General features: G+C 59.1%; 25 protein-coding genes. 20 read left to right on the top strand and 5 right to left on the bottom strand.

What is annotated here, in order from left to right:
- Position 1 precedes the first annotated feature (1 nt).
- Complete coding sequence (locus ABJ076_RS02835) at positions 2-1,219, bottom strand: mandelate racemase/muconate lactonizing enzyme family protein (RefSeq protein WP_348186538.1); 1,218 nt, start codon at positions 1,217-1,219, stop codon at positions 2-4.
- A 342-nt stretch (positions 1,220-1,561) separates the two neighbouring features.
- On the opposite strand from ABJ076_RS02835, the gene ffh reads away from it, so the two are divergent.
- The 5 genes from ffh (at position 1,562) to rplS (ending at position 5,304) form a co-directional block, all read left to right on the top strand.
- Positions 1,562-3,025 (top strand): signal recognition particle protein, encoded by a 1,464-nt coding sequence (ffh, locus tag ABJ076_RS02830; protein WP_348186540.1) that lies wholly within the window; start codon positions 1,562-1,564, stop codon positions 3,023-3,025.
- A 46-nt stretch (positions 3,026-3,071) separates the two neighbouring features.
- Positions 3,072-3,482, top strand: a complete 411-nt coding sequence (rpsP, locus tag ABJ076_RS02825) for a 30S ribosomal protein S16 (RefSeq protein WP_348186542.1) — start codon at positions 3,072-3,074, stop codon at positions 3,480-3,482.
- A 6-nt stretch (positions 3,483-3,488) separates the two neighbouring features.
- A complete protein-coding gene (rimM, locus tag ABJ076_RS02820) occupies positions 3,489-4,052 on the top strand; it encodes a ribosome maturation factor RimM (protein ID WP_348186544.1) in 564 nt (187 codons plus the stop codon).
- A complete protein-coding gene (gene trmD, locus ABJ076_RS02815; RefSeq protein WP_348186546.1) occupies positions 4,042-4,755 on the top strand; it encodes a tRNA (guanosine(37)-N1)-methyltransferase TrmD in 714 nt (237 codons plus the stop codon). The genes rimM and trmD overlap by 11 nt, the downstream gene beginning before the upstream one ends.
- Positions 4,756-4,923: 168 nt before the next feature.
- Positions 4,924-5,304: a 50S ribosomal protein L19 gene (gene rplS / locus ABJ076_RS02810; RefSeq protein ID WP_348186548.1), complete on the top strand. Its 381-nt coding sequence runs from the start codon at positions 4,924-4,926 to the stop codon at positions 5,302-5,304.
- 92 nt (positions 5,305-5,396) lie between these two features.
- Here the strand turns inward: rplS and ABJ076_RS02805 are convergent, their stop codons facing one another.
- The gene (locus ABJ076_RS02805) at positions 5,397-6,155 is read right to left on the bottom strand and encodes a sulfite exporter TauE/SafE family protein (protein ID WP_348186550.1); all 759 of its coding nucleotides are present in this window, start codon (positions 6,153-6,155) and stop codon (positions 5,397-5,399) included.
- A 200-nt stretch (positions 6,156-6,355) separates the two neighbouring features.
- Between ABJ076_RS02805 and leuC the strand changes: the two genes are divergently transcribed.
- The 5 genes from leuC to ABJ076_RS02780 all read left to right on the top strand — a co-directional run bounded on the left by leuC (position 6,356) and on the right by ABJ076_RS02780 (position 11,711).
- Positions 6,356-7,765, top strand: a complete 1,410-nt coding sequence (gene leuC / locus ABJ076_RS02800; protein WP_348186552.1) for a 3-isopropylmalate dehydratase large subunit — start codon at positions 6,356-6,358, stop codon at positions 7,763-7,765.
- 15 nt (positions 7,766-7,780) lie between these two features.
- A complete protein-coding gene (gene leuD, locus ABJ076_RS02795; RefSeq protein ID WP_348186554.1) occupies positions 7,781-8,395 on the top strand; it encodes a 3-isopropylmalate dehydratase small subunit in 615 nt (204 codons plus the stop codon).
- 129 nt (positions 8,396-8,524) lie between these two features.
- A complete protein-coding gene (gene leuB / locus ABJ076_RS02790; protein WP_348186556.1) occupies positions 8,525-9,643 on the top strand; it encodes a 3-isopropylmalate dehydrogenase in 1,119 nt (372 codons plus the stop codon).
- Positions 9,644-9,744: 101 nt separating this feature from the next.
- Entirely contained in the window at positions 9,745-10,770 is a 1,026-nt protein-coding gene (locus tag ABJ076_RS02785; RefSeq protein ID WP_348186558.1) for an aspartate-semialdehyde dehydrogenase, read from the top strand.
- A 185-nt stretch (positions 10,771-10,955) separates the two neighbouring features.
- On the top strand, positions 10,956-11,711 hold the full coding sequence (locus ABJ076_RS02780) for an RNA polymerase sigma factor (protein ID WP_348186560.1): 756 nt from the start codon (positions 10,956-10,958) through the stop codon (positions 11,709-11,711).
- A gap of 8 nt (positions 11,712-11,719) precedes the next feature.
- Here the strand turns inward: ABJ076_RS02780 and pdxY are convergent, their stop codons facing one another.
- Positions 11,720-12,559 (bottom strand): pyridoxal kinase, encoded by an 840-nt coding sequence (gene pdxY, locus ABJ076_RS02775; RefSeq protein WP_348186562.1) that lies wholly within the window; start codon positions 12,557-12,559, stop codon positions 11,720-11,722.
- Between the two features lie 143 nt (positions 12,560-12,702).
- Here pdxY and ABJ076_RS02770 point away from each other — a divergent pair, with 143 nt between their 5' ends.
- Positions 12,703-13,596 (top strand): CoA ester lyase, encoded by an 894-nt coding sequence (locus ABJ076_RS02770; RefSeq protein ID WP_348186564.1) that lies wholly within the window; start codon positions 12,703-12,705, stop codon positions 13,594-13,596.
- Between the two features lie 11 nt (positions 13,597-13,607).
- Here the strand turns inward: ABJ076_RS02770 and ABJ076_RS02765 are convergent, their stop codons facing one another.
- A complete protein-coding gene (locus tag ABJ076_RS02765; protein ID WP_348499772.1) occupies positions 13,608-14,063 on the bottom strand; it encodes a pentapeptide repeat-containing protein in 456 nt (151 codons plus the stop codon).
- Positions 14,064-14,803: 740 nt separating this feature from the next.
- On the opposite strand from ABJ076_RS02765, the gene sdhC reads away from it, so the two are divergent.
- Genes sdhC through ABJ076_RS02745 form a run of 4 tightly spaced genes read left to right on the top strand, consistent with a single transcriptional unit; the run spans position 14,804 to position 18,227 of the window.
- Positions 14,804-15,187, top strand: coding sequence for a succinate dehydrogenase, cytochrome b556 subunit (gene sdhC / locus ABJ076_RS02760; RefSeq protein ID WP_348186568.1), 384 nt, complete (start codon positions 14,804-14,806; stop codon positions 15,185-15,187).
- A gap of 39 nt (positions 15,188-15,226) precedes the next feature.
- Positions 15,227-15,616: a succinate dehydrogenase, hydrophobic membrane anchor protein gene (sdhD, locus tag ABJ076_RS02755; RefSeq protein ID WP_348186570.1), complete on the top strand. Its 390-nt coding sequence runs from the start codon at positions 15,227-15,229 to the stop codon at positions 15,614-15,616.
- Between the two features lie 5 nt (positions 15,617-15,621).
- Complete coding sequence (gene sdhA / locus ABJ076_RS02750) at positions 15,622-17,412, top strand: succinate dehydrogenase flavoprotein subunit (protein ID WP_348186572.1); 1,791 nt, start codon at positions 15,622-15,624, stop codon at positions 17,410-17,412.
- A gap of 35 nt (positions 17,413-17,447) precedes the next feature.
- The gene (locus ABJ076_RS02745; RefSeq protein ID WP_348186574.1) at positions 17,448-18,227 is read left to right on the top strand and encodes a succinate dehydrogenase iron-sulfur subunit; all 780 of its coding nucleotides are present in this window, start codon (positions 17,448-17,450) and stop codon (positions 18,225-18,227) included.
- A gap of 115 nt (positions 18,228-18,342) precedes the next feature.
- On the opposite strand, the gene ABJ076_RS02740 is transcribed toward ABJ076_RS02745, so the two are convergent.
- Positions 18,343-18,471, bottom strand: a complete 129-nt coding sequence (locus ABJ076_RS02740) for a hypothetical protein (protein ID WP_348186576.1) — start codon at positions 18,469-18,471, stop codon at positions 18,343-18,345.
- Positions 18,472-18,645: 174 nt separating this feature from the next.
- Between ABJ076_RS02740 and ABJ076_RS02735 the strand changes: the two genes are divergently transcribed.
- The 5 genes from ABJ076_RS02735 to ABJ076_RS02715 all read left to right on the top strand — a co-directional run bounded on the left by ABJ076_RS02735 (position 18,646) and on the right by ABJ076_RS02715 (position 23,730).
- Positions 18,646-19,347 carry a hypothetical protein gene (locus ABJ076_RS02735; protein ID WP_348186578.1) on the top strand — a complete coding sequence of 234 codons (702 nt, stop codon included), beginning with the start codon at positions 18,646-18,648 and terminating at the stop codon, positions 19,345-19,347.
- 48 nt (positions 19,348-19,395) lie between these two features.
- On the top strand, positions 19,396-20,145 hold the full coding sequence (locus ABJ076_RS02730) for an SDR family oxidoreductase (RefSeq protein WP_348186580.1): 750 nt from the start codon (positions 19,396-19,398) through the stop codon (positions 20,143-20,145).
- Between the two features lie 149 nt (positions 20,146-20,294).
- Positions 20,295-21,419, top strand: a complete 1,125-nt coding sequence (gene zapE, locus ABJ076_RS02725) for a cell division protein ZapE (RefSeq protein ID WP_348186582.1) — start codon at positions 20,295-20,297, stop codon at positions 21,417-21,419.
- 195 nt (positions 21,420-21,614) lie between these two features.
- The gene (locus ABJ076_RS02720) at positions 21,615-22,622 is read left to right on the top strand and encodes a hypothetical protein (protein WP_348186584.1); all 1,008 of its coding nucleotides are present in this window, start codon (positions 21,615-21,617) and stop codon (positions 22,620-22,622) included.
- 64 nt (positions 22,623-22,686) lie between these two features.
- Positions 22,687-23,730 (top strand): hypothetical protein, encoded by a 1,044-nt coding sequence (locus ABJ076_RS02715; protein WP_348186585.1) that lies wholly within the window; start codon positions 22,687-22,689, stop codon positions 23,728-23,730.
- The last annotated feature ends 82 nt before the right edge of the window (positions 23,731-23,812 follow it).

The raw sequence follows: 23,812 nt of genomic DNA, 5'->3' as shown, positions 1-23,812 counted from the left end.
ATCATCCGCCCCCGAACGGCTTGCCTGCGACTTCGAACGGCTCCTGGCTCATTTGCAGATGCAGCTCGTTGCCTTCGTAAGGATGAGCGAGCGCCACCTCTTCGTTCAGCTCTACTCCGAGACCTGGAGCTTTCGGTGGGATGACATAGCCTTCTTCCCAACGCATCGGCGTCTTCAGGATGTCCGCATGGAAGCCGTCCCATTTCCGGATGCTTTCCAGCACCAGGAAGTTCGGCGTGCAGGTGGCGAGCTGGACGTTGGCGGCGCCGACCACCGGGCCGCAATAGAGGTGCGGGGCGATCTGGGCGTAGAAGGCCTCGGCCATGCCGGCGATCTTCTTGCCTTCGAGGATACCGCCTACCCGGCCCAGATTCATCTGTATGATGGAGGCGGCGCCGGTTTCCAGCACGCGCTTGAATTCCCACTTGGTGGTCAGCCGCTCTCCCGTGGCAATCGGGATCGAGGTTGCCTCGGCCACCTTCGCCATTTCTTCCGGCATGTCCGGCGGAGTGGGTTCCTCGAACCACAGCGGGTCATAAGGCTCCAGCCGCCGGGCGAGGCGCTTTGCGCCAGAGGCGGTGAACTGGCCGTGGGTGCCGAACAACAGGTCGGCCTTGTCGCCGATGGCCTCCCGGATCAATCGGCAGAAGGCTTCCGAGCGGTCGAGGATCTCCATGTCCGGCTGGTGCCCGCCGAATGCGGTATAGGGGCCTGCAGGGTCGAACTTCAGCGCGGTGAAACCTTCGGCCACACATGCCACTGCGGCCTCGGCGCTCTTCTCCGGGCTGTTGTAGAAGGTGGCCGGATCGTCTTCGGGACGCGGATAGAGGTAGGTGTAGGTCCGCAGCCGCTCGTTCACCTGTCCGCCAAGCAGCTCGTAGACCGGCTTGTTGGCCGCCTTGCCGACAATATCCCAGCAGGCCATCTCCAGCGCGCTGACCACACCCATCATTGATGGGTCGGGTCGCTGACTGAAGCCGGAGCCATGCGCTCGGCGCCAGAACCGCTCGATATGATGCGGGTCCCGGCCTTCGAGATAGCGGCTGAAAACATCCTCGACCATGGCGACGGTGGTCTTCGGGCCGAAACTGGCGGCATAGACCTCGCCGACGCCTTCGATACCGCAGGCGGTGCGCAGCTTCAGGAACAGGAAATAACGGCCGCCGAAGCCGGGAGGCGGATTGCCGACAATGAAAGTCTTCAGGCTTTCCAGTTTCATTAAGGTAGACTCCGTCGCGCTTCTTTGGCCATCCGGTCGATCCGGCAGGGTGATCCGGTGCCAGGGCCACGCTAAGAGTCCGGGCTGCTTGAGGCTAATGAAAAAACGACAGAATGACGGCTCTTGTGTCTGGATCGGACGAGCCTCATCCGAGGGCGTGAGGAACGCGGGAATGCTTGACTCGGCACGTTGACGCTCATATGTTCCGGCGCTCTCGGCAAAAATCAGTGCGCTGAGACCTTCACGGGTTCCGTCCGTCCTCGAGTGTTCGAGCACGGGCGCGCTCTCGTTTTGCGTCTCGACTGTCTGGTAAATCCGGGAAAAATTGGAGCTAACGAACACATGTTCGACAGTTTGCAGAACCGGCTCGGCGACGTTTTCGATCGCCTCAAGAAACGCGGCGCGCTCAAGGAAGCGGACGTGACCGCGGCGCTGCGCGAAGTGCGTGTGGCCTTGCTTGAGGCCGATGTCGCGCTGCCGGTGGTCAAGGAATTCGTCGACAAGGTGCGTGAGCGCGCCATCGGCCAGGAAGTCATCAAGTCGGTGTCTCCGGGCCAGCAGGTCATCAAGATCGTTCACGACAATCTCGTGGAAATGCTTGGCACCGATGCCAGCGGTATCAATCTGAACGCTGTCCCGCCAGTGCCGATCCTGATGGTGGGACTGCAGGGTGGCGGTAAAACCACCAGCACGGCCAAACTGGCCCGGCGCCTGAAGGAACGGGACCGCAAGAAGGTCTTGATGGCCTCGCTCGATATCTACCGCCCGGCTGCCCGCGAACAGCTTCGCGTACTGGGTGAGCAGATCGAGGTGGCGACGCTGCCGATTTCCGAGAATGAAACACCTGTTTCGATTGCGAAACGGGCTATGACCGCTGGCAAGCTGCAAGGCTTCGATGTGGTTATGCTGGATACCGCCGGTCGGCTCTCCATCGATGAGTCGATGATGGATGAGGTGATCCAGGTCCGCGAGGCGGTGAAGCCGGTAGAGACCCTTCTGGTTGCCGACGCCATGACCGGCCAGGACGCCGTCACCACGGCACGTAACTTCAATGAGCGGGTTGGGCTGACCGGTATCGTGCTGACCCGGATGGACGGCGATGCGCGCGGCGGTGCGGCTCTCTCCATGCGGGCCGTCACAGGCGTGCCGATCAAGGCGGTGGGTGTCGGTGAGCGCGCGGATGCGCTGGAAGATTTCCATCCGGAACGGGTCGCCGGCCGGATTCTCGGCATGGGCGACGTGGTCAGCTTGGTTGAGAAGGCTGCCGAGACCATCGAGGTCGAGGAAGCCGAGCGCATCGCCAAGAAGATGCAGAAGGGCGCCTTCGATCTTGAGGACATGCTCTCGCAGCTTCGTCAGGTGAAGAAGATGGGCGGCCTCGGCGGTGTCATGTCCATGCTTCCGGGCATGGGCAAGCTGCAGAAACAGATGGCCGGCGCCAATATGGACGACAGCGTCATCAAGAAGCAGGAAGCGATCATTCTCTCCATGACGAAGGTGGAGCGGAAGAACGTGAAACTGATGAATGCCTCGCGCCGCCGCCGTATCGCGGCCGGGTCCGGGACCAGCGTTCAGGAAGTGAACAAGCTCCTGAAGCAGCACCAGGACATGACGCGGGTTATGAAACAGATGGGCAAGAAGGGCGGCATGAAGGGCCTCGGGGCGCTTCTCGGCGGTGGGGGCGGCATGCCCGGCATGCCGGCGCCTGGTCAGATGCCCGGACAATTGCCGTCGGGTCTTGGTGGTCAGGGAATGCCGAAGCTTCCGGGAGGCATGCTGCCGCCCGGTTTCCCAGGCAAGAAATAATCGAACACGAGTGAAAAGCTAAGAGCGTTACTGAAAGGAATACCCAATGTCACTTCGCATTCGTCTGTCACGCGGCGGCGCCAAAAAGCGCCCGTTCTACCGCATCGTCGTCGCTGAGGGCACGTCCCCGCGCGATGGCCTCTTTATCGAAAGGCTCGGCACGTACAACCCGATGCTGCCGAAGGGTCACGAAGCACGTCTCGTGGTCAAGGAAGACCGCATCAAGCATTGGATGTCCGTTGGCGCCAAGCCGACCGACCGTGTCCACAAGATGCTGGCCAGCATCGAACTGCTCGAGAAGTTCGAATATCGCGACCAGCCGAAGAAATCCGCACCTGGCCGCAAGCGCCAGGAACGTGAAGAAGAAGAAGCCCAGAAGGCCGCCGATGCCGCTGAAGCTGCTGCCGCCGAAGCCGCTGCTGCTGCTCCGGCCGAGGAAGCACCGGCTGAGGGCTAAGACCTTATGGCCGAGCCGGTCACACTTGGCGTCATTGTCGGCGTCCATGGGGTGCGGGGTCTGGTCCGGGTGAAGAGTTTCACCGAGGATCCGGACGATATCGTTGCCTATGGGCCACTGAAGGATGCTGCCGGGAAGAGCTACGAGCTTGAGGTGACCGGCCGGGCAAAGGGTGTGCTGTTGGTGCGCCTTGCGGGGGTCAGCGATCGTAACGCGGCCGAAGCCCTGAAGGGCACCGAATTGCAGATCGACCGGGATAGGCTGCCGGAAGCGGACGAGGACGAGTTCTACCACGCGGACCTGATCGGTCTTCGGGCGGATCTGGTCGGGGGGGAGTCTCTCGGAGAGGTCGTTGCGGTGCAGAATTTCGGCGCCGGCGATCTTCTGGAAATCCGACTCGACGGCGGCCGCAAGACGGTACTGGTGCCGTTCAATGGTGAGGTGATACCGGAAATCGATCTCGACGCAGGCCGTCTGGTGGTCGATCCGCCGGCAGGTTTGCTGGAGGACGAGGCGGAAGCCTCCGGCGCCGAGGGCGCCGGTGCTGAGGGATTGGGCGATGAGCGCTGAGGGCGGTGCGCCATGGCAGGCGACCGTGCTCAGTCTGTTCCCGGAAATGTTTCCGGGGCCGCTGGGTCACTCTATTGCGGACAAGGCCCGGAAGTCCGGGCTTTGGTCCCTGAAATCTCTGGACATCAGGGATTTTGCACGCGATAAGCACCGCTCCGTGGACGAAACCCCTTTTGGGGGCGGTTCCGGAATGGTGATGCGGCCCGATGTGGTCGACGCGGCTATGGCCTCTGTCGATGATATGCCGGGCCGGCGTATCTATCTAAGCCCGCGCGGTGCCAGGTTCGACCAGGCGATGGCGCGGGAGCTTGCGGCCGAACCTGGTGTGGTGCTGGTTTGCGGGCGTTACGAAGGCCTTGACCAGCGGGTGATCGATGCTCGTTGCCTGGAAGAGGTCAGCCTTGGGGATTTCGTGCTTTCGGGCGGCGAGATCCCGGCCCTGGCGCTGCTGGATGCCTGCATCCGTCTGCTGCCGGGCGTACTCGGTGCGGCGGAAACGCTGGACGAGGAAAGTTTTGAAGAGGGGTTGCTTGAGTACCCCCACTATACGCAGCCTCGGGAATGGAACGGTGTGTCCGTCCCCGAGATCCTGCTTTCCGGCCACCACGCCAAGATACGATCCTGGCGGCGGGAACAGTCGGAAGAGATCACGCGGCAGCGCCGGCCCGATCTTTGGGCCCGTTATCGCGGATCGGAAGAGTGAGCGGCATGGACGGCTTGGCTGTCCGGATCTCGCTCGAACGGTAGCGGCACGCCGCTCCTCTGCGGTCCGATAACCGGGCACGCAAGAGCTGTGTGTTTTATAGAAGAAGCCGGTATTCACCGGTCCCTGGATGGACCGGTCGCCACTGGCACGAAATGGAGAAGAAGAATGAATATCGTTCAACAGATCGAACAAGAGCAGGTTGAAAAGCTCTCTTCCGAACGTCCGATTCCGGAATTCGGCCCGGGTGACACTGTGCGTGTTAACGTGCGTGTTGTCGAAGGTACCCGCGAGCGTATCCAGGCCTATGAAGGTGTCTGCATCGCGCGCAAGAATGACGGCCTGAACTCCGCGTTCACCGTCCGCAAGATTTCCTATGGCGAAGGCGTCGAGCGAGTATTTCCGCTCTACTCCCCGCGCCTGGACAGCATCGAAGTAGTTCGTCGCGGTAAAGTGCGCCGCGCGAAGCTCTACTATCTGCGCGGTCGTCGCGGTAAGTCGGCTCGTATTGCCGAAAAGAACACCTGGACCAAGACCAAGACGGCATAAGCATTGGTCCATATGAATTCCGGACGGGAGCGCCTTGGCGCTCCCGTTTGCGTTTGCGGGTCTGCTTTAGGTCTTTCGGGAGTTGGGGCCGGTCAGTTGAACAACGTTCCGCCGCCGATCACGGCTAGCAGCAGATAGGCAATGCGCCTGAAGGTCTGCTCGTTCGCCTTGTAGAACAACTTCCCGCCCAGCCAGATTCCGCCCACATAGAAGGGCGCGAATGCTGCGCCAAGCAGCATGCGTTCAGGCGTGAGCACGCCGAACCAGAAATAGCTGGCGACAACGAAGATGAAGCCGATCTGGAAAAACGCGGTGATGTTGGCCCGCACCGCTGCCGGGGCATAGGGTCCGGAAAGCAGGTAGAAGATAATCGGCGGCCCACCGAGCCCGGTCGATCCGTTCAGGAAACCGGCAACGGCACCTACAGCGACATCGATCCCCAGCCGGCGGGAGATCGTGTGCCGGTATCCGCTCGCCAGCAGCACGACCAGAAGCAGGACGATGCCGGAAATCAGCCGTCTCAGCAGGTCCTGATCAATGCTGACCAGAATCCAGGTGCCGAGCGGCAGGGCGACGATGCCGCCGAGCGCCATGGGGGCCGCCTGCTTCCAGTCCGCCTCCCGGCGCGACATGCGCAATAGCTGGATCTGTGCCGGAATTTCCATCGTCGTCAGGCAGGCAAGGGCGGTTTGCGGGCCGAAAAGCAGGCTCAATAACGGGATGGAAATCATGGCCGCGCCAAACCCGGAAAATCCCCGTACCAGACCGGCCAGACCAACCGCAGCAGCACCGAAGCCGAGTTGCCAATGGTTGGCCGCTTCCAATATGGAAGTAATCGAGTTCAGATCCATTCGGGATTGGCCTTTATCAGTTTGATTATTTCTAAAAAGCCCGGATTTACCGCAAGATTCAGCTTTTGTCGCCGGGAGCGACTCGGTATGCTCCGGCCCCGTCGTGAACGACGAGAGATATGGTGCTGTGGCATCCGGTGGGACATCTGTTCCCAAATAAACCGGGGCCGAGCAGAGAGACGAGAGGAAGCATAACAGCGATGTCCAAGCCGCGTACGCTGTTCGATAAAATCTGGCAGGATCACCTGGTCGACGTCCAGGACGATGGTACATGCCTGATCTATATCGATCGACACCTGGTTCATGAAGTAACCAGCCCACAGGCCTTCGAGGGGCTCCGGAACGCCGGCCGCCAGGTGCGCCGCCCGGATCTTACCCTTGCGGTCGCCGACCACAATGTTCCGACAAAGGATCTCGACCAGGGCATTACCGACGAGGAGTCCCGGATCCAGGTCGCGACCCTTGAGGCGAATGTCTCCGATTTCGGCGTGCCCTATTTCAGCATGACCGACAATCGCCGGGGCATCGTGCACATCATAGGCCCTGAACAGGGCTTCACTCTGCCGGGAACGACGATTGTTTGCGGTGATAGCCATACCTCGACTCATGGCGCGTTCGGCGCGCTGGCGTTCGGTATCGGCACCTCCGAGGTAGAGCATGTGCTGGCAACCCAGACGCTTGTGCAGTCCCCTGCCAAGAACATGCGGATCACGGTCAAGGGCGCGCTGCCGAAGGGCGTGAATTCCAAGGACGTGGTTCTGGCCATCATCGGTAAGATCGGCACCGCAGGCGGGACCGGTCATGTCATCGAGTTCGCTGGCGACGCGATCCGCAACCTCTCGATGGAAGCGCGGATGACCATCTGCAACATGTCCATTGAGGCGGGCGCCCGCGCGGGTCTGATCGCGCCGGATGAGACCACCTTCGACTATCTGAAGGGCCGGCCTTTCGCGCCGAAGGGCGCCGCCTGGGAGCAGGCCGTCGCTTACTGGAAGACGCTGCCGTCCGATGATGCTGCGGTTTATGACACCGAAGTGGAACTCGACGCGGCCGATATCGTCCCGCAAGTCACCTGGGGCACAAACCCGGAAGAGGTGATCCCGATCACCGCTAGTATTCCGGACCCCGAACAGCTTGCAGACCCTGTGCGCAAGGCGAAGATCGCCCGCTCGCTCGAATATATGGGTCTGGAAGCAGGTGTGCCGATCAATGAGGTGAAGATCGACCGTGTCTTCATCGGCTCCTGCACCAACGGGCGGTTGGAAGATCTGCGGATCGCTGCCGGTGTGGTCAAGGGCCGCAAGATCGCCGACGGTGTGAATGCCATTATTGTCCCGGGCTCGGGTGTGGTGAAGGAGCTGGCCGAGGAAGAGGGTCTGGACAAGATCTTCGTCGAAGCCGGTTTTGAGTGGCGTGAGCCGGGTTGCTCCATGTGTCTGGCCATGAATGCCGATCGGCTTGAGCCGGGTGAGCGTTGTGCCTCGACCTCGAACCGTAACTTCGAAGGCCGTCAGGGCCGTGGTGGACGGACCCATCTCGTCAGCCCGGCAATGGCGGCAGCAGCAGCGGTAACCGGTCATCTGACCGATGTCCGCGATCTGCTGAACTAAGGGAGGAGAGAGACAATGGACAAGTTCACCAAGCTCTCCGGTGTCGCGGCGCCGATGAACATTATGAACATCGACACCGACATGATCATTCCGAAGAACTTTCTGAAGACCATCAAGCGGTCGGGTCTTGGCAAGCATGCCTTTGCCGAGATGCGCTACAACGACGATGGCAGCGAGAATCCCGACTTCGTGCTGAACAAGCCTGCTTATCGCAAGTCACAGGTCATCGTGGCCGGCGAGAATTTCGGCTGTGGCTCCTCGCGTGAACATGCGCCGTGGGCATTGCTCGATTTCGGCATCCGCTGCGTGATCTCGACCAGCTTCGCCGACATCTTCTTCAACAACTGCTTCAAGAACGGGATCCTGCCGATCAAGGTGACCCAGGAGCAGCTTGATGAGTTGATGGATGATGCCGAGAAGGGCTCCAACGCGGTTCTGGAAATCGACCTCGAAAACCAGGAAATCGGCCGTCCGAACGGAGAGAAGATTTCCTTCGATGTAGACTCCTTCCGCAAGCATTGCCTGCTCAATGGTCTGGACGATATCGGCCTGACCATGGCGAAGGGCGACTCGATCGAGAGTTTCGAGGAGAAGCGGAAGGCTGACCGGCCCTGGCTGGCGGCCTCCTGACGGGAAATATCCCGGATAACGGAAACATTCCGGCGCTCGGGGGTTTCACCGAAGCGCCGGTCTCTCTATAAGAAGCACACAGAATTCGGGCCTCGTAGCGGGCCAGTTTCACCAAGGTAAGCAGAGTTCATGGCCTCCAATCGTAAAATGCTGGTTCTCGGCGGTGACGGGATCGGTCCCGAAGTCGTCAAGGAAGTGCTCCGTGTCGTCGACTGGATGGCGAAGAAGCGGTCCGTCAGTTTTGACCTTCAGGAAGGTCTTGTCGGCGGCGCTGCCTATGACAAGCACGGGACTGCGTTGACCGATGAAACCATGGCGGATGCAATGCACTCCGACGCGGTGCTGTTCGGCGCCGTTGGCGGTACGCAATATGACAGCCTGCCTTTCGAGCTGAAGCCTGAGCGCGGCCTGTTGCGTCTGCGCAAGGAAATGGATCTGTTCGCCAACCTGCGCCCGGCCATGGTGTTCGACGCGATGGCCGACGCCTCTTCGCTGAAGCGCGAGCTGGTTGCCGGGCTCGATATGATGATCCTGCGGGAGCTGACCGGCGGCGTCTATTTCGGCCAGCCGCGCGGCATTGACGACCTGCCGGACGGCACCAAGAAGGGTTACGACACGCAGGTCTACACGACACCGGAAATCGAGCGGATCGGCCACGTTGCCTTCGACATGGCCCGCAAGCGTGACGGTCGGGTCACTTCGGTTGAGAAAGCCAACGTGATGATGTCCGGCGTGCTCTGGCGCGAGGTCATGACCAATCTGCACAAGGCCGAAGGCGACGGCGTTGCCCTCGACCATATGTATGCCGATAACTGCGCTATGCAGTTGGTCCGCAATCCGAAGCAGTTCGACGTGATTGTCACCGACAACCTGTTCGGCGATATCCTCTCGGACTGCGCCGCGATGCTGACCGGCTCCCTCGGGATGCTGCCGTCCGCCTCGCTTGGTGCGGTGGATGAAGTGACCGGCAAGCGCCATGCGCTTTACGAGCCGGTACATGGCTCCGCCCCGGACATCGCCGGAAAGGGCATCGCCAACCCGATCGCTGAAATGCTGAGCTTCGCCATGGCGCTCCGCTATTCCTTCGACATGGGCGAGGAAGCGGACATGATCGAGACGGCGATCCAGAATGTGCTGAAATCGGGGCTGCGAACTGCGGATATCATGCAGGATGGCATGGCGCGTGTGTCGACTACGGTGATGACAGACAGCCTGCTTAAAGAGCTGGACAAACTTGTATCGGGATAGCCCTCCCCAACCAGCATTACTTGAGTTTACTCGGCGGGGGGCGTAAGTCTCCCGCCGAAGTCGTTTATGGACTTCAACAACCTAAGGATTGGACCAGAACCATGGGCTACAAAGTTGCCGTAGTCGGCGCGACGGGCGCCGTTGGTCGTGAGATGTTGACAACCCTTGCCGAGCGCGATTTTCCGGCGACCGAAGTCGTCGCGCTTGCTTCCGAGAAATCGACGGGCACAGAGGTGTCCTATGGCGAGGATAAAACACTCAAGGTCCAGAATCTGGCGACATACGATTTCAAAGGCACCGATATCGCGTTGTTTTCCGCAGGCGGTTCGATCTCGGAGAAATTTGCGCCGATAGCAGCAGCTGCCGGGTGCGTGGCCATCGATAACAGCTCGCATTTCCGGATGGACCCTGACGTGCCGTTGATTGTGCCGGAAGTGAATGCGGATGCGGTAGGCCGCTATGGCAAGCGCAACATTATCGCCAATCCGAACTGCTCTACGGCGCAGCTCGTTGTCGCGCTGAAGCCGCTGCATGACCTTGCCAAAATCAAGCGCGTCGTCGTGTCGACCTACCAGTCGGTTTCCGGTGCCGGTAAGGAAGGCATGGATGAGCTCTTCACCCAGACCCGTGCGGTTTATGTGAATGATCCGGTGGAAAATACGAAGTTCACCAAGCAGATTGCCTTCAATGTGATTCCGCATATCGACTCTTTCATGGATGACGGATCGACGAAGGAAGAGTGGAAGATGACCGGCGAGGTGAAGAAAATCCTCGACCCGGCTATTGATCTGGTTGCCATGTGTGTTCGGGTCCCGGTTTTCATCGGTCACTCCGAAGCGGTCTTCATCGAGACGGAGAAGGCTCTGAGCGAAGAGGAAGCCCGCGATGCAATGCAGGACTTCCCGGGTCTGGTTGTGGTGGATCATCGGGCAGACGAGGGCTATGTCACGCCGCATGAGTGTGCTGGAGAGGATGCTGTTTATGTGAGCCGGGTGCGCAAGGACCCGACAGTCAAGAACGGTCTGATCTTCTGGTGTGTCTCCGATAATCTGCGTAAAGGCGCAGCCCTCAACGCGGTTCAGATCGCCGAGACCCTGGTACGGGAGCATCTTGAAAAAGCTGCTTAAGCCAGACTGAAACACGAATATTGAAGAGGCCGGCATATTGCCGGCCTCTTTTTTGAAAAGATTTTCAATTTATAAGTTCACATAATTTCGCGTGAGCCCGTCTTTGGTGTGATGATGTGAGTAATAAATTACTCACTTCGTCGCATTGAAAGAACAGAACACTTTGCAATGTGTTGGGGCTTCACGTGGGGACTGAAAATCGGGACACCGGCAATAGCCGGTTTGCCAGTCAAGCGAGTGTCCTGGGCGACATCGTCGCCGAGGCGATGATAAACGCTGTAGATAGCATCTCCATCTCCGCGCCGCCGCAAATCCGGTCGGCGACACGGCCGCCGGATCAGGAGGCGCAGTACCAAAGACCCCGGGACAACCTCGATTCAGATAATCCTTGCGACGGCGCTCCCGTTTTACCGCCTGATACCTTCTGGGATCTCTGGTTCGAGCATCAGCATCTGTTGCTTCGTCAATGCATGAAGATGATGTCCGGCAACATGGCGGATGCTGAAGATGCATTGGGAAACGCTTTAGTCAGGGCTTCGGCTCATTTCGCCGAAGGTGGTGGCGAGTCCATTGTCAATAAACGCGCCTGGCTGTCCCGACTTGCTCATAATGCCTGTATCGATTTTTACCGCGCTCGATCTCGCCAGAAACGCTGGACCGATGAGATCGTGGCCATGGCCGACGGCGACTTCATACCTTCCGCACCATTGCCGGAGCCGACACCGGAGGACGTTGCTGAGACGGGCGAGTCCATGCGTTCTTTGCAGCGCGGTCTTGACGATCTTCCCGAACGCTTGCGCCGTCCGGTCATCCTGCGATTTCTGGAAGGACGCTCCTATGCAGAGATCGCTGAGCGGCTCTGCATCACGAATTGTACAGCCCGCAAGCGTGTTCAGCTCGCCCGCGAGCGGCTCCGCCGGCATGAAGCCGAGCCAGTCTGAATTCCCGCTTACTGACTCTGCAGCAAAGTTGCCGGGCGAAGAGTCTTCAGGTTCTTGAGGATAGCCGGAAGAACCAGCTCCATACTTCCCACATTTGCCGTTATTCGCGTCGCAATATCGAGCCCGCCGGCCGCGCGTGCGAACGCGGACCGGATGTCGCCCGAGCGGACAAACCATGCTGTGAGCAGCGCGGCGAACAGATCGCCGGTACCATTGAATCCCCGATCTAGGCGCGGTGTTATGGCTTCGTAGTGGGTGTCGTCGAATACCAGCAAACTGGAGATCGTGTCAGAACGCTCGATGCCGGTGATGGCAACTGCCACCAACCTGGATTTCCGGATCAGATTCCGCGCCGCCGCTGTGATGACATCTGTCTCGTTGGTAAGTGTTGCACCTGACAGCACTCCGAGTTCGTAGAGATTCGGGGTCACGATATCAGCGCGCGGCAGAAGTTTTTCGAAAATAGCTTCGGCAACGCCATCGCGGACAAAATGCCGGCCGTTATCTCCAATTACCGGATCAAGCACGAACGGGACTGTCGGGTTTGATGCGCGGGTCCTGTCGATGGCAGAGGCAACCACCGCAGCGGTATCGGGCAATCCGAGATATCCGGAGAGCACGGCCGAGAGTCCGTCCATCACACCCAGTGCGGTCAGCCCGTCGATCTGTGCGTCGAGTTCCGCAGCAGACCTGACCTCGCCCGTGAACCGTCCATGCCCCGGATGGTTGGAGAAGGAGACGGTGTCGAGCGGCCAGGCCTCAAGGCCGGCCGCCTGGATCGCCGGAACGGCAATGCTGTTGCCGACATAGCCGTAACTGACCCTCGACTGGATCGATAAAATTGCCATGTGGCTCCCCTGACCATGCCGTTCCATCTTCCTTGAGATGAAGCGGCGAGGGGCCGTGGGTCAAGTGACAAGTCACTCTCTCTGCTTGGTTTTCTTCCGCTATCCACTAGGATGCGCTGAAAGGGACATTCGGAGATCGATCAATGACCGCTTCCATCAGGCCACGCCGTTCGGCGCTCTATATGCCAGGCTCCAACGCACGCGCTCTGGAGAAGGCGCAAACGCTGGAGGCGGATGTGCTGATCATGGATCTCGAGGATGCTGTTGCGCCAGACAAGAAAGCTGAGGCCCGCACGACCATTGCATCCGCCCTGAAAGAAGGCAGCTACGGCGATAGAGAGATCGTTATTCGGGTTAATGCGTTGGATGGCCAGTGGGGCCCAGAAGATCTCGCTTTTGTGGCTCAGTCCGGTGCGGATGCCGTTTTACTGCCGAAAGTCGAGCATGCCGATCAGGTCTGGTTCGCCGAAGAGGCGTTGTCTGCGTCCGGGGCGCCCGCGAGTCTCTCGATCTGGTGCATGATGGAAACCCCGCTCGGTATGTTACATGCCGAGGAGATTGCCGGCGCCAGTCCGAGCCTAGGATGTCTCGTGCTTGGTACGTCGGATCTTGCCAAAGATTTGCACGCCCTGCATACGCGAGATCGTTTGCCTTTCGTAACAAGTTTGGGGCTCTGTATCCTGGCCGCTCGGGCTTATGGTCTGGCGGTGCTGGACGGGGTCCATCTCGATCTGGATGATGCCAAAGGATTCGAGGAAGTGTGCAGGCAAGGCCTCCAGCTCGGATTCGATGGCAAGACCCTGATCCACCCGAAGACCCTTGAGCCGGCCAACCGGATCTTTGCGCCGAGCGGTGAGGAGATCGCCTGGTCCCGTAAGATCATCGATGCACATCAGCAGGCAGATGCGGAAGGCAGCGGTGTGACTCTGGTCGAGGGCAAACTGGTCGAATCCCTGCATGTCGAGAATGCGCGTCGCATTCTGGCACTTGCCGAGATGATTGAGTACCGCGAGTCCAGCGGTGAGCACGATGGTTAACGGTCTGTCATCTAGCGACAGAAACCGATCGAGCCTTCCGCGCAGATTTTCTTACCGTCCGTCCAGGTCGCGCCGGAGAGATCCGCCCGGAAGAAGTCGGAGTCACGCACCCGGGCGTTTGTCAGGTTTGCGCCACGCAGGATCGCAGTCTGAAAACGGACCTTGATCAGATTGGCGCCAGTGAAGTCGGCGCCAGTCAAATTGGCTTGGCTGAAATCGGCATCGCGGAGCTGTGCGCCCCGGAAGGTGGCGCCTTCCATTTTTGCACGTGCGAAACGAACACGACCCCGGCTCTCGTCCAATTTTGCGCCAGTCAGATCGGCCCAGTTGAAGCTGGCATCGTTAAGATTGGCACCACTCAGGTCGACGCCGGCCAGCGGATAATTGTCGAAATTGCAGCGCCTCCAGTCGACGCCGGGGCTCGGTGGATCGGCACAGGCCGCCTGACTTATGGCCGGAAAGAGCATTAGCGCCGCGAGAAAGGCGGCGGCCCCGCTTAAGTGCAGGCATCTGGATCGGATAGCTTGAAACACGGATCGGTGCATCCCGGACATCTCGTCGAATGGCGCGACCGTACCGTAACAGATGAGCCGGGCAATGCCAGCCGACAGATCGTCGCGATTTCAAATGGATGCGAGAAAGCTTCTGGAAAACGAACGGGCCGCCCGTCAGATGACGCGCGGCCCGTCGGACACGGAAGGCAGACACCAACAGGACCAATGCGACTGTCTTGGCACGGACTCCGCCGGTACACTTTGTGGCGCCCCGCATTAACCCGCTCCTGAAAACAAGACCGACCTAAAGCAACGCTTCCATATCTAGAGTAAAACTATCATTATTTTTCGAGACTAGATCAATAAAAATATGAAAAATCCGTCATGAAGAGGTCAAAATTTTAGTAAGGGCAAAGTCAATATCAATTAATGCACATTTTTTTGTTAAGTATGAAGAAAAATACTCACATTCAAGGGTGAAGTCAGTCATTTGAATTAACGGATAAAAATCCCCCGCAAGTGATTCTTTCACAAATTATCCACAGTTATGTCAAAACATTATCCACAGCGGTGGGTCGTGGCGTGGCGTGTAGTTTCTCGGCCGCAATCTGGCCGGGGACTGGACAAGTCAAGGGGGCGAAATAAATTGAGATCACGTTCGCACTGCAATATGGTGCGGCTTCATTGTTGATGTTCCTCAGGAAAGGCGCACTATGAGCGTTTCCAACCGCCCTCTTTCCCCACATCTTCAGGTCTATAGGCTACCTCTCACCGCGATAACGTCGATTTTACACCGCGCGACAGGAGTTGCGCTCGGTATTGGCACGTTGTTTCTCGTTTGGTGGTTGATGGCGACGGCGACCGGTGGGGGTTATTTCGAGTTTGTGCAGAGCGTAATGGGCTCCTGGATCGGACTTCTGGTTCTGTTCGGCTTTTCCTTTGCCTTGTTCTTCCATCTTTGCAACGGCATCCGCCATCTGTTCTGGGATAGCGGTTACGGCTTCGAGATCGAGACAGCCGAAAAGGCGACCAAGCTGGTCATCGCCTCCGCGGTGGTCCTGACCGTTCTGGCCTGGATACTTGCCTTCGCCCTTTAAGAGGCAAGGCCAACAAAAAGACTCTTTTGAGAGGCTGGTATGACTGACAATTCAATGCGTACGCCGATCGGCCGTGTGCGCGGCCTTGGCAGCGCCAAGAGCGGTCTGCATCACTGGTGGATGCAGCGTGTGACCGCTGTGGCACTGATCCCGCTCACACTCTGGTTCGTGGCATCCTTGATCTCGCTGGCAGGCGCCGGTTATGCGGAGACTGTGGCTTGGCTCAGCTCACCCATCGTCGCTGTTCTGATGATCGCTCTGATCATTGCGACCTTTTATCACGCGGCTCTCGGTTTGCAGGTCGTGATCGAGGACTATGTCCATCACGAGGGCATCAAGCTGGTGTCCCTTCTTGGAGTGAAGCTGCTCGCTTTCCTTCTTGCCATTGCCGCCCTGTTCGCGGTGCTTAAACTCGCTTTCGGAGGCTGAGCTCCATGAAGTCCTATGAGATCATTGATCATACCTACGACGTCGTCGTCGTGGGCGCCGGTGGTGCCGGCTTGCGTGCCGCCTTCGGGATGGCAAACGAAGGCCTGAAGACCGCCTGCATCACCAAGGTTTTCCCGACCCGCTCCCATACTGTGGCTGCGCAGGGCGGTGTTGGCGCTGCGCTCAACAATATGGGTGAGGGCGATAACTGGAAATTCCACATGTACGACACCGTCAAGGGGTCGGACTGGCTGGGTGACCAGGATGCCATCGAATATATGTGCCGGAACGCCATTCCCTCGATCATCGAGCTTGAGCATTTTGGCGTGCCGTTCTCGCGTACCGACGAGGGCAAGATCTACCAGCGCCCGTTCGGCGGGCACACGCTGGACTTTGGCAAGCGCATGGCCAAGCGCGCCTGTGCTGCGGCTGACCGGACCGGTCACGCCATCTTGCACACGCTCTATCAGCAGAGCCTGAAGGCCAATGCCGAGTTCTTCATCGAATATTTCGCTATCGATCTGATCATGGACGAAGAAGGCGCCTGCCGTGGCGTCATGGCGATCGATCTGGCGACCGGCACTCTGCACCGCTTCCGCGGACATCAGACGGTGCTGGCGACCGGCGGTTACGGCCGTGCCTATTTCTCCTGCACCTCCGCTCATACCTGCACCGGCGACGGCGGCGGTATGGTGGTCCGTGCTGGTCTGCCGATGCAGGATCTCGAGTTCGTGCAGTTCCACCCGACCGGCATCTACGGCTCCGGGTGTTTGATCACTGAGGGAGCACGCGGCGAGGGTGGTTACCTGACCAACTCCGAAGGCGAGCGCTTCATGGAGCGGTACGCGCCGACGGCCAAGGATCTGGCCTCGCGCGACGTCGTTAGCCGGGCAATGACGATCGAGATCAACGAGGGCCGGGGTATCGGGCCGCAGAAAGATCATATCTATCTGCACCTTGAACATCTTGAGCCGGCGGTGCTGGCACAGCGGTTGCCGGGGATTTCCGAGACGGCGAAGATCTTCGCCGGCGTCGATGTCACCAAGGAGCCGATCCCGGTTCTGCCGACCGTGCACTACAATATGGGCGGTATCCCGACGAATTATCACGGCGAGGTTCTGGCGCCGACGGCGGACGATCCGGATCGGGTGTGCCAGGGGCTGATGGCCATTGGTGAGGCGGCTTCCGTTTCCGTGCATGGTGCTAATCGTCTTGGCACCAACTCCCTGCTCGACATCGTCGTGTTCGGCCGGGCCGCTGCCTTGCGGGCCAAGGAAACCGTACGTCCGGGTGAGCTGCACAAGCCGCTGCCGTCCGATGCGGGCGAGTACGCGATCGCGCGTCTCGACAAGATGCGCCATGCCAAGGGTGAGCGTAAGGCTGCCGAGATCCGTCTCGACATGCAGCGCGCCATGCAGCAGCACGCGGCGGTGTTCCGCACTACCGAGCTGATGGATGATGGCGTTAAGAAAATCCAGGATATCGCGGCCACGCTGCCGGATATCGGCCTCAGCGACCGGTCCCTGATCTGGAACTCTGATCTGGTCGAGGCACTGGAGCTTGAGAACCTGATGAGCCAGGCGGTGATCACTCTGACTTCGGCGAGCCTTCGTCCGGAAAGCCGAGGCGCGCATGCGCATGAGGATTTCCCGGATCGGGATGACGCGAACTGGATGAAGCACACCGTCATGTGGCTCGACGACAAGTACAAGCACAAGGTGATGTATCGCGACGTGCACATGTACACGCTCTCGAACGAAGTCGAGGTCGTGCCGCCGGCGGCACGCGTCTACTGATCGCTTGAGAACGAAGAAAAGATCGGAATTGAGAGATGGCTGAATTTTCTTTGCCGGCAAACTCGAAGGTCAAGATCGGCAATACGCACAAGGCTGAAGCCGGCGCTAAACGGGTCAAGGCATTCAAGATCTACCGGTACGATCCGGATACCGGGCAAAATCCGCGGGTCGATACATATGAGATCGACCTCGACGAATGCGGCCCGATGGTCCTGGACGCGCTGATCAAGATCAAGAACGAGGTCGACACCACCGTCACCTTCCGCCGTTCCTGCCGTGAGGGCATCTGCGGGTCGTGCGCGATGAATATTGACGGTACGAATACACTCGCCTGTCTGAAAAGCATCGAGGACGTGAAGGGCGACGTGAAGATCTATCCGCTGCCGCACATGCCGGTCGTCAAGGATCTGGTGCCGGACCTGACCCAACCCTATGCGCAGCTTGCCTCTATCGAGCCGTGGCTGAAGTCGAAATCGCCGCCGCCGCCGGATGAGGAGCGCCGCCAGAGCACCGAAGAGCGCGAGAAGCTCGATGGCTTGTGGGAATGCGTTCTGTGCTTCTGCTGCTCGACCTCCTGCCCAAGCTATTGGTGGAACGGCGACAGGTATCTCGGCCCGGCGATCCTGCTGCAGGCTTATCGCTGGATCGCGGACAGCCGTGATGAATATACCGGTGAGCGGCTTGACGAGCTGGAAGATCCGTTCCGGCTTTATCGCTGCCACACCATCATGAACTGCACCAAGACTTGCCCGAAAGGCCTGAACCCGGCCAAGGCGATTGGTGAGATCAAGAAGTTGATGGTGCAGCGCATGTAGCGCTGACGGAAATTCGAACAGGAAAACGGCCGCTGGAAACAGCGGCCGTTTTTATTCAGGGGTGAGTCTGAGGCACTGTCCTGACGGGTTTCAGGAATGTCCCGCCGTAAGTCTTTTACGAGGTCTGTGCTGGTTTACTCTGTTCTGCGGTTTTGTGCGACGAAGAGCAGCCTGCAAAGGCGGCTGGCGCGGTAAAGGCAACGACGGCAGCCGCGAGAACGAACAATCCAATGAGTTTACGCATAGGTGAACCTCCACGGTCAGTTGCAACGCTACCGTACCGCGATTTCCATTATCAAGCCAGTCGCGATCTTGTGAGCGATTGATGCGGGATGGTGAAAATTTGGCATCCATGTCATCTTGCCGACGCAATTGTGGGTAATGTTACGCCACATTTCAGCCAAGCCGGAGCCATCTGATGACCCGACTCTTTCTCTCTGCAGCCCTTGCGATTCTAATGCTGTTCGCCGCTCCCGTGGTGCAGGCGGAAACAGTCCGCGACGATACTGTTACGCTCGATCTCAGCCTGGAGAAATGGGTCGAGACCGATTCGGCGACCGTCACAGTAGCTGCCGATCTTGCGGTCAAGGCCGGAGGGTTCGGGTTGGCACGGGCTGCGGTGCAGGCGGATCTGGCGAAAATTTCTGACAAGGCCCCCTGGCGCCTGGTCGGATATGATCGTTTGAGGGACGAGGCAGGATTCGAGCGCTGGCGTATCACGGCGGAAGCCCGACTGCCGAGCATGGCCCTCGGCGGCATCGGCAGCACTGTCGATGGTCTTGGCGAGGCGGGCCGGAGCTTCGCCCTGCTCGGCATCGATTTCACCCCGACCCTGGCGGAGCGAGAAGCGGCGCTGGCCGAGCTTCGAGCAGACATCTATCAGAGCGCCGCCGATGAGCTGGCGCGCCTGAAAGCGGTTTATCCGGATCGCGGCTATCGTGTGGCGGCAATTCACATCGCGCCAAGCACTGCGCAGCGCCCGCAGCCGGCCATGATGATGCGGACGGAAGCTGTGTCGAAACTCGCGTCCAGCGGCGGCGGTGGCGGTGACAGCGTTGCCCAGAAAGCTGAGCTGCGCGCATCGGTCCGGTTTGCTGCGGAAGTTCGCTCCGGCGATTGAACCACGCTATGATCCCGCTGGACTCAAAAGTTCTGGGGGGAACGAACAATGAGTAAGGGACTTTGCATCATCACCGGTGCCAGCCGGGGTATCGGCGCGGCCACGGCCCTGTTGGCGGCGCGTGATGGCTGGGACATTGCCGTGAATTATGCAGGCAATGAGTCTGCGGCCCGTACTGTCGCAGCCAGAGTCGAAGCCGAGGGACGAAAGGCCGTTGTCATCCAGGCCGATACCTCAAAGGAAGCCGACATTGTACGGCTGTTCGATGAGGCGGAGGCGGCGCTCGGACCGGTGCGAGGGTTGGTCAATAACGCCGGGATCACTGGCAAAATATCCCAGGTTCGGGACATGTCCGAAGCCGCTATCCGCGAGGTCATGCAGCTCAACGTGATCGGATTGATGCTTTGTTGCCGAGAGGCTGTGCGCCGGATGTCGAATAAAGACGGTGCCGCCGGTGGCGCCATCGTCAATCTTTCCTCCATCGCCTCCCGGCTCGGTGCGCCTAATGAATTCACGCATTATGCCGCTTCGAAAGGGGCGGTGGATTCCTTTACCCTCGGCTTTGCGCGTGAGGTCATAGGCGAGGGAGTGCGCGTTAATGCGGTGGCGCCGGGCATGATTGATACGGACATCCATGCCAGTGCAGGGGCGCCCGACCGAGCCGCCCGGCTCGGCGCGACGACTCCGATCGGGCGCGCTGCCGCGCCTGAGGAAGTGGCGGAGGCCATTGTCTGGTTGCTGAGCGATGCCGCGGGGTATTGCGCAGGCTCTATACTGGACGTATCGGGAGGACGCTGACCTGCGTCCGGTAGGGCCTTGTACTGTATCCAAATCTGCATCGAGTCCTGGAGTCGGCTTTGGCTCTGGCTTGACCTTGCCTGTAACTTGGGCGACTTCTGTCTTTGAGGGGGAACGGGCTGTCCGCTCGTCCGAGGGGAGAACGCATTGTGACTAAAGAAGGGCCGTTGGCCCGCTATGAAGCCCTGATCGCCGAGGGGACCGTTTCGGCCGACCCGGCACAGGCAGCGGCCACTGCGAAACTTCAATGGCTCCACGATCAGCTGATCGACTACCGGCCCCCGCAAGCCAAGACGGGCTGGACCGCGAAGCTCGGCTTTGCCCGGAGCAAACCGTCCACGCCGCCGCAAGGCCTCTATATTTACGGCTCTGTCGGGCGCGGCAAATCCATGTTGATGGATCTGTTTTTCGAAGGGGCGAAGGTCGAGCGGAAACGGCGCGTGCATTTTCACGAGTTCATGCGCGAAGCGCATGAGCTGATCCATGAATGGCGGCAAGAGAACAAAGTCTCCAAAACGGCGGAGCCGATTCGGCCGACGGCTCAGAAACTTGCCGACCGTGCCTGGCTGCTCTGTTTCGATGAGTTTGAGGTCCGGGACATTGCCGACGCGATGATCGTCTCCCGTCTGTTCTTCGCCATGTTCGAGCTGGGTGTCGTGGTTGTTGCGACCTCCAACCGGGCACCGGACGAGCTCTACAAGGATGGTCTGCAGAGGGACCTTTTTCTGCCCTTTATCGGAATCCTGAAAGCGCGGCACGAGGTGTTCCGCCTTGATGACGGGGAAGATTACCGGCTCGGGCGTATGCGGGGGCAGACCGTCTATCATGTTCCTTGTGGCCCCGAGGCGGACGCGGCGCTGGACCGGACCTTTGCCGAGCTGACGGACAATGCCGAGGCAAAGCCGGATGTGATCAATCGCAAGGGACGGGAGATCGCGGTTCCGGCGGCCGCCGCAGGTATTGCGCGGTTCGGTTTCCGGGATCTCTGCGATATGCCGCTGGCCGCCGCCGACTTCCTTGCGGTTGCGGAACGATTCCATACCGTGATTCTTTCCGACATCCCTATCCTCGGTGCTGCGAACAGGGATCAGGCGCGCCGTTTTATGACGCTGATCGACGCGCTCTACGATCAGGGCGTGCGTCTGGTGGCGTCGGCCGAAGCCGCTCCTGAAAGGCTTTATGACGGCGAGGATTGGGGCTTCGAATTCGATCGGACGATTTCCAGGCTGATGGAAATGCAATCCTCTGATTACTTTGAATCGCGCCGCCGGTGATGCGCGAGAATATACTATGGTGCAATGACTTGCCCGATAATCACAAATAGACTTAAATTTAAATATAACTCTTTAGAGTAACTTATGATAGAGAGTGATAAATCATCACGGATGGCAGAAGGCCCCGTATAGAGCCATCTCATCCGGGAGTGTGTCATCGCATACGCCATCGACTTTTCGGCACAGCGTAATCCGTTGCTTCCTGATCGCGATCAGGACTCCCTTCACACGCTCCGTTGCAACATTCTTCCGCTGCGTACCAAAGGGCTGAAAAAAGTCCGGCTGATCAAGAATGTGCGTATGGAAACCCGTATCGAGCTTTATCGCGAAGCGGGCATGGGTAGCGGGCAGGTCACAATCGACGAGTTGCCCGATTTCATGACCGAGACGGACGATCTCCTGCACCACGATATTCCGATGTTGACGAGCGTCGGCGAGATGGAGAGTTTCGATCCCTATTCCTTGCGTCGTGGCCTCAGGGCGGCGGGCATTGAGATCGACAGTCTTGAAGCCTTCACACTGAGCGATGTGAAGAAGCACGAATTGCAGCCGCATATGCGGAACCTGACACGACCTTTGCTGCAGTATCTGTTCGACGCGAGCAACATCGAGTTGTCTGACCCGGATTTGCTCCGTGACAGGCTGCTTAATGCAAGCAGCGCTTTCGTTCTCCAGCGGATTAATGGCCTTGCCTCGGCTCTGGGGACCACACGCGAAGATCTGCCGGATCTGCTTGAGGATTACGGTGACGTCTTTCTGTCCCTTGGCTTTTACAAACAATATTTCGCGGAAATCGGCCCGCGGATCTCACTGCTTCAGGCGTGGGTTCGGGAGGCTTATGAAGTGCCTCATATAGGCAAGGATCCAATGACAGGGCCGGGGTTGATCAAGGCAGAGCGCACTCTCGGAGTGTTGCGAAAGTCCCTGAAGCGCCGGCTCCACAATTTCGAGAGCAAAACGGACATCCGATGGGAGCGGGTAACTGTTGGCACTTTCAATCAGCTGCGTGCCTTGATCACTGACCACCAGGAGAGCCTTGCCGCTGTTCTGTGCGGGCTCGCGGTCAAGGTTTTTGAATGGGAATCCCGTTTTCCCGGCGGAGGCGGCAGTTTCGAGCGCCGCGCCGACTTTGTTTTGTCAGACCTTCGGTCGGGGCTAGATCGCATGACCGCGATCGAACGCGAAGCGCCCACTTTCGAATAGGCCTCAGAAGAGCCCGGTGCCTCGGAAGCCATGCCCCGTACAGCGCCTATTGCCGTGAGAGATCATGCCCGGATCGACCATCCAGCAAGACAGTGAACGCATCGTCATCGACCGTGAGGACCGGGATTCCATAAACACGTTTGCCTGTGCGGCACTCCCCATTCGCAACAGGGGTTTGTCCAGACTGCGTCTTATCAAGAATGTGCGGCTTGAAACCCGTGTCGAGCTGTTTCGTGGCAGTGGGATGGGCAGTGGCCAGTTCGGGATCGATGAGTTGCCGAACTACGTCAACCGGGACGAAGACCTGATCAAGCACGATATTCCGATGCTCAAGGAGGCGGCCGCGCTACCAGCGTTCGACTGCTATTCACTGCGACGCGCGGTCCGCTCCAGTGGCATTGATTTGGAAACGACCGACGTGCTCAGTCTGTCGAATGAGAAGAAGCGTGAGCTTGCGGGCCATATGCGTAATCTGACCCGGCCGCTCGTGCGGCACGTCTTCGGCGATGTCGGGATGGATATAACGGATCCCAGCAGCCTGCGGAATATCATGGATATGGCGGATAAGGCGGCCGCGCGGCAAAAGCTTGAGTTGTTGTCCGCAGCTCTGGAGTCGGATCTCGATAAACTGCCCGAGCTGCTGGAGGATTATGGCGATGCATTTCTCTCCCTTGGCTATTATCGAAGCTACCTCAATCTGATCGTACCGCGGGTTAAGGAGCTGCATGGCTGGATCGAGGAAGCGATTTCTCGTGGTTCGTTCCGGAAGGGAGATCCGGCGATCAATCGGATGAAGCATGTGTCTTCCGCCATCAATCATATCGTTGAAAATGTTGTGGAACGTTTCCACGAGTTCGACCGGAGAGCGGTGTTCGATTGGCAAGCGCTGACGCTTGGGGAGTTCAGCACGGCACGGCAGCAAATCCTGGAACATCAGGCAACTTTGGCCGAGGTTCTCTGTGGAATTGCGGTCAAAATCTTCGAGTGGCGCAGCCGTTTTGCCAAGCCGAACGTTGGAATTCAGCAGCGTGTGGACTTTGTATTGTCCGATCTTCAACCGGGTCTAGACCATTTGCTTAAGGTTGAGAGTTCGGCCCCGCGCTTCTGATCTTTGTGCCTTGTCGGCATGTCGGACCGGCTGAGGCCTTGCGGGGGTGCCGGAATCGCGCTACACCGCGCCTCGGTTTTCC

This window comes from Nisaea sp., from assembly GCF_039990255.1.
GTDB lineage: Bacteria > Pseudomonadota > Alphaproteobacteria > Thalassobaculales > Thalassobaculaceae > Nisaea.
The sequence above is the reverse complement of the archived record's forward strand: the minus strand, read 5'-3'. Positions and strand labels throughout refer to the sequence as shown.